Here is a 13,514-nt window from a genome sequence, read left to right as displayed (position 1 = left end):
GTGGGGGGGGGGGGGGGGGGGGGCGGGGGGGGGGGGGGGGGGGGGGGGGGGGCGCCCCCCCCCCCCCTCTTCTCTTTTCTCCGCTTGACGCGCGGCCCGCGCCCCCTCAGGCAGCAGGGCATGGCCGCACCTCCGCTTCTTTTCCTCCAGGATATCCGCCTTGGCTTCGGCACCACGCCGCTGCTTTCGGGCGCCACGCTCTCGGTCTCGCCGGGGGAGCGGGTGGCGCTGATCGGCCGCAATGGCTCGGGCAAATCGACGCTGCTGAAGATCGCCGCCGGGCTGGCGCAGCCGGATGGCGGCACGCGCTTCGTCCAGCCCGGCGCCACGCTGCGCTACCTGGAGCAGGAGCCGGACCTCTCGGCCTTCCCGAATGTGCTGGCCTATGTGATGGCGGGCCTCGCGCCGGGCGATGACGAATACCGCGCGCATTACCTGCTGGAGCAGCTCGGCCTGACCGGCGAGGAAGTGCCGGGCAACCTCTCCGGCGGCGAGGGCCGCCGCGCGGCGCTGGCGCGCGCCCTGGCGCCCAGCCCGGACATCCTGCTGCTGGATGAGCCGACCAACCATCTCGACCTCCCCGCCATCGAATGGCTGGAGCAGGAGGTGGGGGCGATGCGCTCCGCCCTCGTGCTGATCAGCCATGACCGCCGCTTCCTGGAGGGGATGACGCGCGAGATGGTGTGGCTGGACCGCGGCGTGACGCGGCGGCTGGCGCGCGGCTTCGCCCATTTCGAGACCTGGCGCGACGAGGTGCTGGAGCAGGAGGAGAAGGAGGCGCACAAGCTCGACCGCCAGATCGCGCGGGAAGAGGACTGGATGCGCTATGGCGTCACCGCCCGGCGCAAGCGCAATGTCCGCCGCGTGGCGGAACTGGCCGATCTCCGCCAGCAGCGCCGCGAGCGCCGCGCCGCCCAGGGCGGGGTGAAGATGGCGGTGGCCGAGGGCGAGGGCTCCGGCTCCCTGGTCATCGCCGCCGAGGCGATCGGCAAGTCCTATGGCGAGCGGGCCATCGTGCAGGATTTCTCCACCCGCATCCTGCGCGGGGACCGGGTGGGGATCATCGGGCCGAATGGCGCCGGCAAGACCACGCTGCTCTCCATGCTGACCGGCGTGCTGGCCCCCGATGCCGGGGCGGTGAAGCTCGGCACCAACCTGCAGATGATCACGCTGGACCAGCGGCGCGAGGCGCTCGACCCCAATGCCACCGTGGCGGAGACGCTGACGGGCAAGCGTGGCGACCAGGTCTGGGTGAATGGTCAGCCGCGCCATGTGGTCGGCTACATGAAGGATTTTCTGTTTCTGCCGGAGCAGGCACGCAGCCCGGTCTCGGCGCTGTCGGGCGGGGAGCGGGGGCGGCTGCTGCTGGCGCGCGCCTTCGCCATGCCCTCCAACCTGCTGGTGCTGGACGAGCCGACCAACGACCTGGACCTGGAGACGCTGGACCTGCTCCAGGAGCAGATCGCCGAGTATGCCGGCACGGTCATCGTGGTCAGCCATGACCGTGATTTCCTGGACCGGGTCTGCACCAATGTGATCGCCTGGGAGGGGGAAGGGCGCTGGCAGGATTATGCCGGCGGCTATTCGGACATGGTGGCGCAGCGCGGCCATGGCGTGCGCGCCCGTGCCGAGGCCGCCCCGGCCACGCCCGCCAGGGCGGCGCCGAAGCCCGCCGCCGCGCCGCCGCCACCGCCCGCGCGCAAGAAGCTCAGCTTCAAGGACCAGCACGAGCTGGACACCCTGCCGGCGCGCATGCGCAAGCTGGAGGCGGAGATCGCCAAGCTGAAGGAGATCCTGGCCGATCCCGGCCTCTATACCCGCGACCGCGCGCGCTTCGACAAGGCCACCGAATTGCTGGTGAAGGCGGAGGCCGGCCTTGCCGAGGCGGAAGAACGCTGGCTGGAACTCGAAATGCTGAAGTAATTTTTTTCAGGCTGCCGCCGTCTCCCGGCCCGGCGGGACTCTTTTTTCAGGCTGCCGCCGTCTCCCGACACAGCGGGGCGCCGAACTGAAAAAGTTTTTTGGTTCTTTTTTTCAAAAAAGAACGCCTTTTCTATCCCTTCACGCGGCCTGCTGGCTGAGGTTCCCCCCCTGCCGGGCGATAGGAAAGCGGATCTCGCAGCGCAGCCCTTCCGGCGGGAAGTGCAGCCGCACCTGGGTGCCCGGGCCGAGGTCATGGGCCAGCCCGCGCTCCAGGAAGCGCAGCCCGAAGCCACGATGGGCCGGCGGGCCGGGCAGGGGGGCGCCCCCCTGCTCCTGCCACAGCAGGGAGGCGGTGCCCTCCGCCGGATCTTCCTCCCAGCGCAGGCAGACATGGCCATCCTGGCGCAGGGCGCCGTGGCGGGCGGCGTTGCCGGCCATTTCCGTCAGCGCGATGACCAGGGACTGTGCCTGTCCTGGCCGCAGCAGGGGCCCGCTGCCTCGCCCTTCCACCGCCAGCCGGCCGCTGGCCGCCCAGGGCAGCAGCGCCGCATGGACCACCGCCGGCAGGCTGGCCGGGGCCCAGCCCACCGCCGCCAGCAATTCATGCGAGCGCGAGAGCGCCGCCAGCCGCGTGCTGAAATCCGCCGCGAAGCGGTGCGGGTCGAGCGCCGCGCCGCGCAGGGTCTGTGCTGCCAACGATTGCACGGTTGCCAGGGTGTTCTTCACCCGGTGGTTCAGCTCGCTCACCAATTCATCCCGCCGCGCCTCGCTGGCGATGCGCTCGGTGACATCCATCAGCGCCAGACAGAGGCCGGGGCGCGGACCCAGCCCGGCCACCGGCTCCAGCGCCACGAAATAACCCCGCACGCCGCCCGCGGCATTGGAGATGGCGATTTCCATTTCCTGCGGCAGCAGCGGGTCCTCCTGGGTGGCCAGCCGCGCCGCGAGCGGCGGCAGCACCGCCGCCAGGGGCGCGCCGTGCAGGCTGGCCGAGTCCATCTCCAGCAGCGAGGCCAGGCGGGGATTATGGCTCTGGACCCGCAGCCCGGAATCGAGGATGGCCAGCCCCACCGGCACGGTGTTGCACACGGCCAGCATCTGCGCGGCCATCTGCCGTGCCGCCTGGGCCTGGGCCTGGGCCTCGTGCAGGGCGCGGCGCAGCCCATGCGCCAACACCCCCACCGCCCCCACCGCCGCCAGCAGCGCCACCAGGATGCTGAGGCGCAACTGCATCTGTTCCGCCTGGTTCAGGCTGGTGATGCGCCGTAGCACCGCCTGCTCCATCTCGCGCAGCGTCATCCAGATCTGCTGCAGGGTCACCGGGTCAGCCTGCCCCGCGCGGAGCGACAGCAGCGCCATCAGCCGCGCATGGGCGCAGACGAGTTCCGGCGCATCCTCCGCCCCCTTGGGCAGGGGCCATTCAGTCCTGTCCACCGCCGCCACGGGCAGGGCCTTCCCCGGCTCCGTGCCGCCCTGCAGCCAGGTGCGCAGCTGGACGGCCTTCTGGAGGTCCTCCTGCAACCGGCTGATCTGCCGGGTGGTGGCCTCGCCGCTCATCACCCGCTGCGTCAGCAGGGCGGAGGAAAGCAGCAACAGGCCAACGGCCAGGAAGGCCTGCACCCGGCTGGCCTGCAACAGGCCCCGCACACAGGCCACCGCCACGGGCGCGCGGGCCATGGCGATGCGCCTCACAGGCCTGTCCGTGATACCGGCTGCCACCCGCCACCCTGCCGGGCAGGCAGGAAAGCCAGGGCAGGAAGCGAGGCATGGCGCCCCATTTCCGACGAAGGCAACGAATCCCAGGCGGGAGATTCGGGAGCGGCGTCTTGCGGCATACGGGAATTGAAGCGCGGTTTAACCCGTATGGGGAGAGGTGTTTTATCGCGATGCAGAAATATTGCCTCGGCCACGCTCCGCCGCTAACCGCTCTCCGCCTGCAAAAGAGGGATCCGCATGCCTGAGGACGAGGATGACGATGAGGCCGGCCCGCCCGGCCTGCCGCCTGGAACCCCTTTTTACATGACCCCGGCCGGCCATGCCGCCCTCCAGGAGGAGCTGCGCCGCCTGTGGAACGAGGAAAGGCCGAAGGTGGTCGAGATCGTCTCCTGGGCCGCCAGCCTCGGCGACCGCAGCGAAAATGCCGATTATCAATACGGTAAGAAGCGCCTGCGCGAGATCGACCGCCGCGTCCGCTTCCTGCGCAAGCGGCTGGAGCGCGTCCAGGTTGTGGACCCGGCCAGCCAGCCCCGGCGGGACCAGGTCTTCTTCGGTGCCACCGTCACCTATGCGCGTGAGGATGACACGGAGCACACCATCACCATCGTCGGCGTGGACGAGGCGGATGCCGATCATGGCCGCATCTCCTGGGTCTCGCCGGTGGCGCGGGCGCTGCTGAAGGCGCGTGTCGGCGACCTCGTGCGCATCCGCACCCCCGCCGGGCCGGAGGAGGTGGAGGTGGTCTCGATTTTCTACCCTGGATAGTCCCGCCACCCCTGGCGGCACGGCGCCGGCGGGCGCATCCTGCCCGGCCTGTCGGAACGTCCGGGTCCATCATCCATGTCGCAGCATGCCCTGCCACCGCCCCTCGCACGCGGGTGGCGCACCCGCCTGGAGGGGGCCTGGCGCGGCCTTTCCCCCACGCTGCGGGGGATGGTGTGGATGCTGCTCTCCGGCCTCTTCTTCAGCGTGCTCAACGCCATCATGAGCGTGATGACGCGGGAGCTGCATTCCTTCCAGGCGCAGTTCATGCGCTATGGCTTCGGCTTCCTCGTCATGCTGCCGCTGCTGCTGCGCGATGGCGCCGGCAGCTTCCGGCCCAAGGGGCTGGTGGGGCAGCTCTGGCGGGGCGTGGTGCATACGGGCGGGCTGCTGCTCTGGTTCCTCGCCCTGCCGCATATTCCGCTGGCCGATGTCACGGCGCTGGGTTTCACCGGGCCGATCTTCATCATGATCGGCGCCGTGGTCTTCCTGAAGGAGAAGGTGCCCGGCCGCCGCTGGCTCGCCGCCGCCATCGGGCTCGTCGGCGTCGGCATCGTGCTGGGGCCGAAGCTCTCCGGCGCGGGCGGGGCGTGGAACCTTGTGATGCTCGCCTCCTCGCCGCTCTTCGCCGCCTCCTTTCTCATCACCAAGGCGCTGACGAAGCGGGACCGGCCCGAGGTGATCGTGATGTGGCAGTCCATCACCATCTCCCTCTTCACCCTGCCCTTCGCCCTCAGCGTCTGGGAATGGCCGAGCCTCGTGCAACTGGCCTGGTTCATCCTGGGCGGCGTGCTCGGCTCGGCGGGGCACTGGTGCCTGACGGAGGCTTTCCGGCTGGCCGATGTCTCGGCCACCCAGCCGGTGAAGTTCCTCGACCTCGCCTGGGCGGCGATCTTCGGCTTCTTCCTGTATGGCGACGTGCCGGGCTGGGCGACCCTCGCCGGCGCCGCCGTCATCTTCGGCTCCGCCACCTGGATGGCGCGGGAAGAGGCCCGGAAGAGCGCGTGAGCCAGGAGGGGGACGCCCCCCTCCTGACCACGCCTTTCCTGGTGCCGGCCTTCAGTTGCTGGAAATGCCGGAGAGCGCCAGCGCCACGCCGAGCGCGGTGGCCATGCCCTTCACGCTGGCCACCGGCTCCACATCGATCCACTCCTCCAGGCTGTGCGCGCGGTCGCCACTGCCGCCCGTGCCCACCGTCACCGCCGGAATGCCCAGGCTCATCGGGATGTTGCTGTCGGTGGAGGAGGCGGCCAGGCGCAGCGCATAGCCCTGCGCGGTGATCACCGCCCCGGCCAGCCGCGTGATGCGCGCCTCCACCGGGGTGGAGCCAGCCGGGCGGTCGCCGATCTTCTTCACCTCCACGCGGATCTCGCCCTCGCGCGTGTCGCGCGCCGCGTTCTCATCCGCCGCCGCCTGCGGCAGCACGGCCAGGAAGCGCGCCTCCAGCGCCGCCAGCACCTCCGGCGATTCGGAGCGCAGATCGACCTCCATCCACATCTCCTCCGGGATGGCGTTGATCGAGCTGCCACCGCCCACGCGGCCGATGGAGAAGGTGGTCTTGGGCCGGGCCGGGACGCGGATGCGGCCCAGATCGTCCATCGCCCGCGCCAGGGCGAAGGCCGGGTTCACCAGCCCGAAGGCGCCATAGCTGTGCCCGCCCGGCCCGCGGAAGGTGGCGCGGTAACGCTTGCTGCCCACCGCCGCATGGACCATCCGCGCCGTCTCCAGCCCGTCCAGCGCGACGAAGCCGGCGACCCGGCCGCGCCAGCGGCTCTTCTCGAAGAAGGCCTTCACCCCGCGCAGGTCGCCCGCGCCTTCCTCCCCCACCGAGCCGAGGAAGAGCAGCCCCGCCCGCGTGCGGATTTCCGCCGCGTCCAGCGCGCGGGCGAGGGCGAGCAGCAGCGCCAGGCCGCGCGTGTCATCCCCCACGCCCGGGGCGCGCAGGATGGTGCCCTCGCGCCGCACCGTCACATCCGTCCCCGCCGGGAAGACGGTATCGAGATGCGAGCACAGCACGATGACCCCCGCCTCCGAGTCGGTGCCGGGGCGATAGGCGGTGACATTGCCTTCCGCATCCGTCTCCACTTCCTGAAGGCCCTGGGCGCGCAGCATCTCGGCGAAGGCGGCGGCGCGCACGGCCTCGCCAAAAGGCGGGGAGGGGATCTGCGTCAGGCTGATGAGCTGTGCGACGAAATTGTCATGGTCAGCCTCCAGCGCGGCGGCGGCGCGCTGGAAGGCGGGGCTGTCCAGCACGGCCCGCGCCTCGGCCGAGGCATCACCCCCCTCGGCGGCAGCCAGGGTGGCGCGCAGGAAGGGCAGGGCATCATCGGCCATGGGGGAACCTCGTCATCCAAAAGGGGCGGCGACGTTCCCTCCCGGCGGAGAAGAGGTCAAGCAGGTAAGGTTTTGTTCTTTTTTGGAAAAAAGAACCAAAAAACTTTTTTCAGATGGCGTCCCGCCTTGGGCCTGAGGTGGGACGCTAAACTGAAATAAAGTCTTTTTGTTTCTTTTTCTTCAGAAAAAGAAGGTTTTTTCTTTTTAAGTCCCCACGCGCAGCGGGGCGCTGATCTTACGCAGGCAGGCGATGACGGACAGGGCGGTGATCTTGCCGGTCTTGGGGTTATCGCTCGGCAGGTTCTCGATGGTCATGGTGAAGCGGGCGGAGTCCGACTCCACCTCGATCGAATGGGTGTTGCGGGTCAGGGCCGGGTCCGCCCAGATTTCCAGCTGGGTCTGGTCCGGCCCGATTCCGGCCAGGGAGAGCGCCACGGCCACGTTGAGATTGGCCGGGAAGCCCGCTGCCGCCTCCCGCGCCGTGCCCTGGAAGATGCGCAGCGGCGCGGTGATGCCGCTGATGTCGATGTTGTTCTGTTCCAGATAGGGGGCGCCGAGCAGGCCGCGCACCGGCTTGCGGGTGGTCATCCGCACGGAATGGATCTGCCCCTCGGCGGCGGCGGCGACCGCATCCAGCCCGAGCAGCGCGCCGGTGGGCACGATGATCTGCCCGCCATGCTGGCGCGCCAGGTCCACCAGCTCCTCCTGCCCCAGCAGGGCGCCGGCGCTGAGGACGATGGCCTTCTTCCCGGCGGTGACGAAGGGCTGCACGATCTCGCGCACCAGGGCGGCGGGGGCGCATTCGATGACGAGATCCGCCAGCCCTTCCAGATCGGCGATGTCCACCACCGGCACGGGGTAGCGCAGCTCCGCCACGCGGCGGGCGGCCTTGGCCTTGTCGCGCGCGGCGATGGCGGTCAGCTCGCAGCCGGGAATGCCGGCATCCAGGGCCTCCGCCACGCGGATGCCGACGGCGCCGTATCCGGCAAGGGCCACGCGCAGCGGGCGCGGGCGGATCTGGGTCATGGCGTTCATCGGGGTTCCTCTCTCGCGCCGAAGAGAGACCGGGGCGGCGGTGCTGGCAAGGGGGGGGAGCGAACGTCCAGACGGCCAGGATGGGGGGACCATCCGCGCCGCCTGGACTCCGCGGGATGGCCACGGGGTGGCCGGCCTCGCTCCAGGCTGCCGTCTGGGGGGATCGGCGGCCAGGGGTCCAGGGTAGACGCCACGCCCAGGCTTGCCAAGGTCACCGGTTCCAGGCGGGGCGGGGATGGAAAAACGGCCCGGTGGAGACCACCGGGCCGCGTTGGCTGGCCGCATGGCCCGGGCGCGGGGCCCTGGGCCGGGGGAGGGGCCTGGGGAGGGGCGGGGGGTTAGCCCGCCGTCTCCGGCGTGTGGTGGCTCTCGCCATCGCCGCCATCGGGGCCGTGGCCATCCTCCGGCTTGGGCAGGGCGGGGAGGGCAGCCTCGATATAGTCGAAGGTCAGGGCGCCTTCCTTCATCCCCACCTTGACCGCGCCGCCCTTGGCCAGCTTGCCGAAGAGGAGTTCCTCGGCCAGCGGCTTCTTGACGTATTCCTGGATGACGCGGGCCAGCGGGCGCGCGCCATAGAGGCGGTCATAGCCCTTCTCGGCCAGCCACTCCTTGGCGGCGGAGGAGAGCTCGATGGTGACGTTGCGGTCGGCGAGCTGCGCCTCCAGCTGCATCACGAACTTCTCGACGACATTGCCGACGATTTCCGGCGTCAGGTTGCCGAAGGGCACGACGGCGTCGAGGCGGTTGCGGAATTCCGGGGTGAAGAGGCGCTTCACCGCCTCCTCATCCTCGCCCGTCCGCTGCTCGCGGCCGAAGCCGATGCCGGACTTGGCCATGTCGGCGGCGCCCGCATTGGTCGTCATGATGAGGATGACGTTGCGGAAATCCACCGTCTTGCCGTTGTGGTCCGTCAGCTTCCCGTGGTCCATGACCTGGAGGAGGATGTTGTAGAGGTCCTGGTGGGCCTTCTCGATCTCATCCAGCAGCAGCACGGCATGGGGGTGCTGGTCGATGCTGTCGGTCAGCAGCCCGCCCTGGTCGAAGCCGACATAGCCCGGCGGCGCGCCGATCAGCCGGCTGATGCTGTGCCGCTCCATGTATTCCGACATGTCGAAGCGGATCAGCTCGATGCCCAGCGTTTTGGCCAGCTGCTTGGCGACTTCCGTCTTGCCCACGCCGGTGGGGCCACTGAAAAGATAATTGCCGATCGGCTTCTCCGGGTCGCGCAGCCCGGCGCGGGAGAGCTTGATGGCGGCCGAGAGGGCCTCGATGGCCTGGTCCTGGCCGAAGACCATCGCCTTCAGGTCGCGCTCCAGGTTGCGCAGCGTCTCCTTGTCGTCGGAGGACACGCTCTTGGGCGGGATGCGGGCGATCTTGGCGACGATATCCTCGACATCCTTCAGGGTGACGGTCTTCTTCCGCTTCCCTTCCGGCTGCAGCATGCGGGAGGCGCCGACCTCGTCGATGACGTCGATGGCCTTGTCCGGCAGCTTGCGGTCATGGATGTACTTGGCCGAGAGCTCGACGGCGGCGCGGATGGCCTCCGGCGTGTACTTGACCTTGTGGTGCTTCTCGTAATTGGCCTTCAGCCCGGTGAGGATCTTCACCGCATCCTCGACCGACGGCTCGTTGACGTCGATCTTCTGGAAGCGGCGGACCAGGGCGCGGTCCTTCTCGAAGTAGCTGCGGTACTCCTTGTAGGTGGTGGAGCCGATGCAGCGCAGCGTGCCCTGGGCGAGGGCGGGCTTGAGCAGGTTGGAGGCGTCCATCGCCCCGCCGGAGGTGGCGCCGGCGCCGATGACGGTGTGGATCTCGTCGATGAAGAGGATGGAGCCGGGCTGCTGCTCCAGCTCGTTCACCACGGCCTTCAGCCGCTCCTCGAAATCGCCGCGGTAGCGCGTGCCGGCGAGCAGGCTGCCCATGTCGAGGGCGAAGATGGTGGACTTGGCCAGCACCTCGGGCACGTCGCCCTCGATGATGCGCTTGGCCAGGCCCTCGGCGATGGCGGTTTTGCCGACGCCCGGGTCGCCAACGTAGAGGGGGTTGTTCTTGGTGCGGCGGCAGAGGATCTGGATGGTCCGCTCGATCTCCTGGTCACGGCCGATGAGCGGGTCGATCTTGCCCTGCTGCGCCTTCTTGTTGAGGTTGACGCAGTAGTTGGAGAGCGCGTCCTGGCCGCGCCGGGCGCCCTGGGGCTTTTCCTCCTTCTCCGGCTCGTCCGCGCTGGGGCCGGCGGTGGGGGGCGTGCCCTGCACCGGGCGGCTGGTGCTGCGGCCGGGGGCCTTGGCGATGCCGTGGCTGATGAAGTTCACCGCGTCCAGCCGCGTCATGTCCTGCAGCTGCAGGAAATAGACGGCATGGCTCTCCCGTTCGCTGAACAGGGCGACGAGGACATTGGCCCCCGTCACCTCGTCGCGGCCGGAAGACTGCACATGGATGGCGGCGCGCTGCACGACGCGCTGGAAGCCGGCGGTCGGCTTCGGGTCGCCGGAGCGTTCCGTCACGAGGCCCGCCAGGTCCTTGTCGAGGAACTCGGCCAGGTCGCGCTTCAGCTTGTCCTGGTCGACGCCGCAGGCACGCAGCACGGTGGCGGCGTCGGTGTCGTCGACGAGGGCGAGGAGCAGATGCTCCAGCGTGGCGTATTCGTGACGGCGCTCATTGGCCAGCGCCAGAGCGCGGTGGAGCGTCTGCTCGAGATTGCGGGACAGCATGCGTTATGACGCTCCCCTTCCAGAGACGGTGCCGGGGGGTGTGGGTTCCGGCACCGAGAGAGACTGAGCCTTGCGACCCGGGATAGCCGTTATGTGGTTGCGCTTCCCCGATACGGCGAGGGCCAGTCTAAGTTTCAGCAGGTTACACAGAGATGAGTGCGCCCCGCATCATTCCTTTTCGATCGTGCATTGCAGCGGGTGCTGATTCTGCCGGGCGAGGTCCATCACCTGGGTGACCTTGGTCTCCGCCACCTCATAGGTATAGACCCCGCAGACGCCGACGCCGCGGCGGTGCACATGCAGCATGATGCGAGTCGCCTCCTCCCGGTTCTTCTGGAAGAAGCGCTCCAGCACGTGCACGACGAACTCCATCGGCGTGTAGTCGTCGTTGAGCATCAGGACCTTGTACATGGCCGGCTTGCGCGTGCGCGGCCGTGTCTTGACGACGACGCCGGTGGCGGCGCCATCGCCGCCCTGGCCGTCCGTGCCGCCGGGGTTGGCGGGATCCTGGTCGGGGCGCTTGTGCTGGTCGGTCATGACTGCGCTGCCGGCTTGCCGGTTGTCGTCTGCACCAAAAGGCATTCCCATTGCTGGAGCGCGCGGCGCGCTCGCCCATCCGGCGGCCGCGCGTCTCCCGTGATGGGGAAGGATATCGGACTGGCGGGGGCAAGGTGAAGGGGCGGCAGGTGCGCCACAGGGCGGAAAAGCGCCGCCGGGGCCTCTCTCCTGCCTCTCCGCCCTTCTGCCCGGCCCTGGGCGGGGCCCGGGATCTGCCGCGGCATGCGCCACGCCATGCGCCGGGGCCTTCTGGCCGGCCTTCCGGTCAGCGGCCCCGCAGGCGCGCGAGGGCCAGGCAGGGGGTGGCAGAAAGAGAGTTTGGCGGAGATCCGCGCCAGCGCGGCGCAGGCGGAATCGGGCTGCCGGCCAGACGCGGTGTGCTGCCGAAGGCGGGGGGAGGGTGGCCAGGGATGGCCGGGTGCGGCGCGCGGGCGGGGGGAGGCCCCGGCCATGCGCGCCTGCCGCCGCGCCGGAGGTCCGGCGCCATGGGAGGGCCGCCGGCGCCTTGGGGCACCGGCGGCCGGCCATGGTCTCAGACCAGCGCCGCCGGGCGGGCCAGCTTCTCCATCGCCAGCGTCATGCGCGCGGCGATCGGAGCGGAAGACTGCTCAGCCAGCTTGAAGGCGGCTTCGTTCAGCTTGGTCGCCTCGGTGAGGGACTTCTCGAGCTGGGACTTGGCGAAGCTGGTCTGCAGCTCGGCCGCTTCCTTGAGGCTCTTGACGGTGGCCAGGGCCTTGGCGTTGGCCACGGCCTGCTCGTTCAGGGCCTGGAGCACGGCGAAGGCCTGCTTGCTCAGGTCCTGCAGGCCCGTGACATAGGTCTGCGTGGCCTTGGTGATGGCCTCGATGTTGCCGCGGCCGAACTCAACGGCCTCCTCGGTGGCCTTGTAGAAACCTTCCGCGGTACGGGTCGCCTGGTCCATGCTCTTCTCCATCGCCGTGCGGGTCTGTGCCGCGCTGGTGTCGATCGTCTTGGTCGCAGCCTTGGCCGGCGCCGGCACGGGCGCCAGCGCGGCCTTCGCCGTTTTTTCCACGGGGGGGGCGGTCTCGGCCGGAATCTTTTCGGCCGCGGCCTTCTCCGTGGTCAGTTTGGTCACCTTGGGCTCACTCGCCATCGGTCTCTCCTCGGTCTCGACGCGCCCCGCGGGGGGACTGATCGGGGCACAGCTCCGGCGCCATCCTGCCGGGCCTGCCCGGAGCTGTACGGGCCAGGCCGAGGGCCACACGACCCCCCACTCGACGTCGCTGTTGCGATGCAGCGTGGGTGCAGTGCAGCATAGGGACGATATGGCAATGATTCGCGGAAATGTCCAGAGGTTTTTTGCGGTGCAGCATGAACTTTCGACGAAGTCATGCCGACCCTCTTCGACCCCCTGTTTCACTCTCTGACGTCACGCCATCGCACAGGCTATAAACGAAGGGGATTAAGCCCTTGTTGAAAGCCACTGTTCCTCTTCGGTTCCCGATGACACCACCTCCAGCGTAACGCTATGATTGAATTCTACCTCACGGGGGGGTGAGGTGCTGGATTCGGGGGACTGAATGCAACTTCCGCGTGTGCTTCGGCGGCTGGGGGTCCTGGCGGCCTCCGCGCTCATGCTCCATCTGCTGCCGGGACAGGCCCAGGCGCAGATCGGCAGCGCCCGCTACGCCGCCGTGGTGATCGAGCCGGGCAGTGGCAACATCCTCTACAGCGCCAATGCCGACGCGCCGCGCCACCCGGCATCGCTGACCAAGATGATGACGCTCTACATGCTGTTCGACGCCCTGCGCGCCGGCCGCATGCGACTCGATTCGCGGCTGGTCATGACCCCCACCGCCGCCAGCCGCATCCCCACCAAGCTCGGCCTGCCCGTCGGCCGCAGCATCTCGGTCGAGGATGGCATCTATGCCCTCGTCACCATCTCCGCCAATGACGTCGCCTCGCTGATCGGCGAGACGCTCGGCGGCGGCGACGAGTCGCGCTTCGCCCAGATGATGACGCTGCGCGCCCGCGCCATCGGCATGACGCACACCACCTTCCGCAACGCCTCCGGCCTGCCCGATATCGAGCAGGTGACCACCGCCTATGACATGGCGACCCTCGGCCGCCGCCTGCTCTACGATTTCCCGGAATATTTCCACTACTTCAACACATCGCGCGTCCGCGTCGCCGGCATGAACCTGCGCAGCCACGTCCGCATGCTGGACAGCTATGAGGGCGCCGATGGCATCAAGACCGGCTATGTCGATGCCTCCGGCTTCAACATCGTCACCAGCGCCAGGCGCGACAATGTCCGCCTGATCGCCGCCGTCTTCGGTGGCAGCTCCTGGGTGGAGCGCGACCGCCACACCGCCGCGCTGCTCGACCGTGGCTTCGCCCAGCTGGGCGTGGCCGAGCCGCGTGGCACGGCGATGGCCAGCGCCGCCGCCGGGGGCGCTGCCGCCGCCGCGGTGCGCCGCGTGCGCGGCCCGGCCCTCCTCGCCCGCGCCCCTG

Annotated in this window: 10 protein-coding genes; 4 read left to right on the top strand and 6 right to left on the bottom strand. The window is 69.4% G+C overall.

What is annotated here, in order from left to right:
* Positions 1–120 precede the first annotated feature (120 nt).
* A complete protein-coding gene (locus NON00_RS21035; RefSeq protein WP_256024711.1) occupies positions 121–1,923 on the top strand; it encodes an ABC-F family ATP-binding cassette domain-containing protein in 1,803 nt (600 codons plus the stop codon).
* Between the two features lie 138 nt (positions 1,924–2,061).
* Here NON00_RS21035 and NON00_RS21030 read toward each other — a convergent pair whose 3' ends face one another.
* Positions 2,062–3,600, bottom strand: a complete 1,539-nt coding sequence (locus NON00_RS21030; protein WP_256024710.1) for a sensor histidine kinase — start codon at positions 3,598–3,600, stop codon at positions 2,062–2,064.
* A gap of 276 nt (positions 3,601–3,876) precedes the next feature.
* Here NON00_RS21030 and greB point away from each other — a divergent pair, with 276 nt between their 5' ends.
* Together greB and NON00_RS21020 are read left to right on the top strand one after the other, a co-directional pair.
* Positions 3,877–4,404 (top strand): transcription elongation factor GreB, encoded by a 528-nt coding sequence (greB, locus tag NON00_RS21025; protein ID WP_256024709.1) that lies wholly within the window; start codon positions 3,877–3,879, stop codon positions 4,402–4,404.
* A gap of 75 nt (positions 4,405–4,479) precedes the next feature.
* A complete protein-coding gene (locus NON00_RS21020; RefSeq protein ID WP_256024708.1) occupies positions 4,480–5,409 on the top strand; it encodes a DMT family transporter in 930 nt (309 codons plus the stop codon).
* A gap of 51 nt (positions 5,410–5,460) precedes the next feature.
* Here the strand turns inward: NON00_RS21020 and NON00_RS21015 are convergent, their stop codons facing one another.
* The 5 genes from NON00_RS21015 to NON00_RS20995 all read right to left on the bottom strand — a co-directional run bounded on the left by NON00_RS21015 (position 5,461) and on the right by NON00_RS20995 (position 12,153).
* Positions 5,461–6,735, bottom strand: coding sequence for a M20/M25/M40 family metallo-hydrolase (locus NON00_RS21015; protein WP_256024707.1), 1,275 nt, complete (start codon positions 6,733–6,735; stop codon positions 5,461–5,463).
* Positions 6,736–6,939: 204 nt separating this feature from the next.
* The gene (locus NON00_RS21010) at positions 6,940–7,770 is read right to left on the bottom strand and encodes an aspartate dehydrogenase (RefSeq protein ID WP_256024706.1); all 831 of its coding nucleotides are present in this window, start codon (positions 7,768–7,770) and stop codon (positions 6,940–6,942) included.
* 338 nt (positions 7,771–8,108) lie between these two features.
* Positions 8,109–10,481, bottom strand: coding sequence for an ATP-dependent Clp protease ATP-binding subunit ClpA (clpA, locus tag NON00_RS21005; protein ID WP_256024705.1), 2,373 nt, complete (start codon positions 10,479–10,481; stop codon positions 8,109–8,111).
* 168 nt (positions 10,482–10,649) lie between these two features.
* Entirely contained in the window at positions 10,650–11,018 is a 369-nt protein-coding gene (clpS, locus tag NON00_RS21000) for an ATP-dependent Clp protease adapter ClpS (RefSeq protein WP_256024704.1), read from the bottom strand.
* Positions 11,019–11,571: 553 nt separating this feature from the next.
* Positions 11,572–12,153: a phasin family protein gene (locus NON00_RS20995; protein WP_256024703.1), complete on the bottom strand. Its 582-nt coding sequence runs from the start codon at positions 12,151–12,153 to the stop codon at positions 11,572–11,574.
* A gap of 481 nt (positions 12,154–12,634) precedes the next feature.
* On the opposite strand from NON00_RS20995, the gene NON00_RS20990 reads away from it, so the two are divergent.
* Positions 12,635–13,514: D-alanyl-D-alanine carboxypeptidase family protein (locus NON00_RS20990; RefSeq protein WP_256024702.1), on the top strand; the 880-nt coding region annotated here is incomplete at its 3' end.

The organism is Roseomonas sp. GC11, assembly GCF_024437745.1.
Lineage (GTDB): Bacteria > Pseudomonadota > Alphaproteobacteria > Acetobacterales > Acetobacteraceae > Pseudoroseomonas.
This window is presented reverse-complemented; position numbering and strand designations above follow the sequence as displayed.

Bases quoted from the DNA above. Each gene is read 5' to 3' on its own strand.
- NON00_RS21035 (WP_256024711.1), top strand. From the start codon at position 121: ATGGCCGCACCTCCGCTTCTTTTCCTCCAGGATATCCGCCTTGGCTTC.
- NON00_RS21030 (WP_256024710.1), bottom strand. From the start codon at position 3,600: ATGGCCCGCGCGCCCGTGGCGGTGGCCTGTGTGCGGGGCCTGTTGCAG.
- greB (WP_256024709.1), top strand. From the start codon at position 3,877: ATGCCTGAGGACGAGGATGACGATGAGGCCGGCCCGCCCGGCCTGCCG.
- NON00_RS21020 (WP_256024708.1), top strand. From the start codon at position 4,480: ATGTCGCAGCATGCCCTGCCACCGCCCCTCGCACGCGGGTGGCGCACC.
- NON00_RS21015 (WP_256024707.1), bottom strand. From the start codon at position 6,735: ATGGCCGATGATGCCCTGCCCTTCCTGCGCGCCACCCTGGCTGCCGCC.
- NON00_RS21010 (WP_256024706.1), bottom strand. From the start codon at position 7,770: ATGAACGCCATGACCCAGATCCGCCCGCGCCCGCTGCGCGTGGCCCTT.
- clpA (WP_256024705.1), bottom strand. From the start codon at position 10,481: ATGCTGTCCCGCAATCTCGAGCAGACGCTCCACCGCGCTCTGGCGCTG.
- clpS (WP_256024704.1), bottom strand. From the start codon at position 11,018: ATGACCGACCAGCACAAGCGCCCCGACCAGGATCCCGCCAACCCCGGC.
- NON00_RS20995 (WP_256024703.1), bottom strand. From the start codon at position 12,153: ATGGCGAGTGAGCCCAAGGTGACCAAACTGACCACGGAGAAGGCCGCG.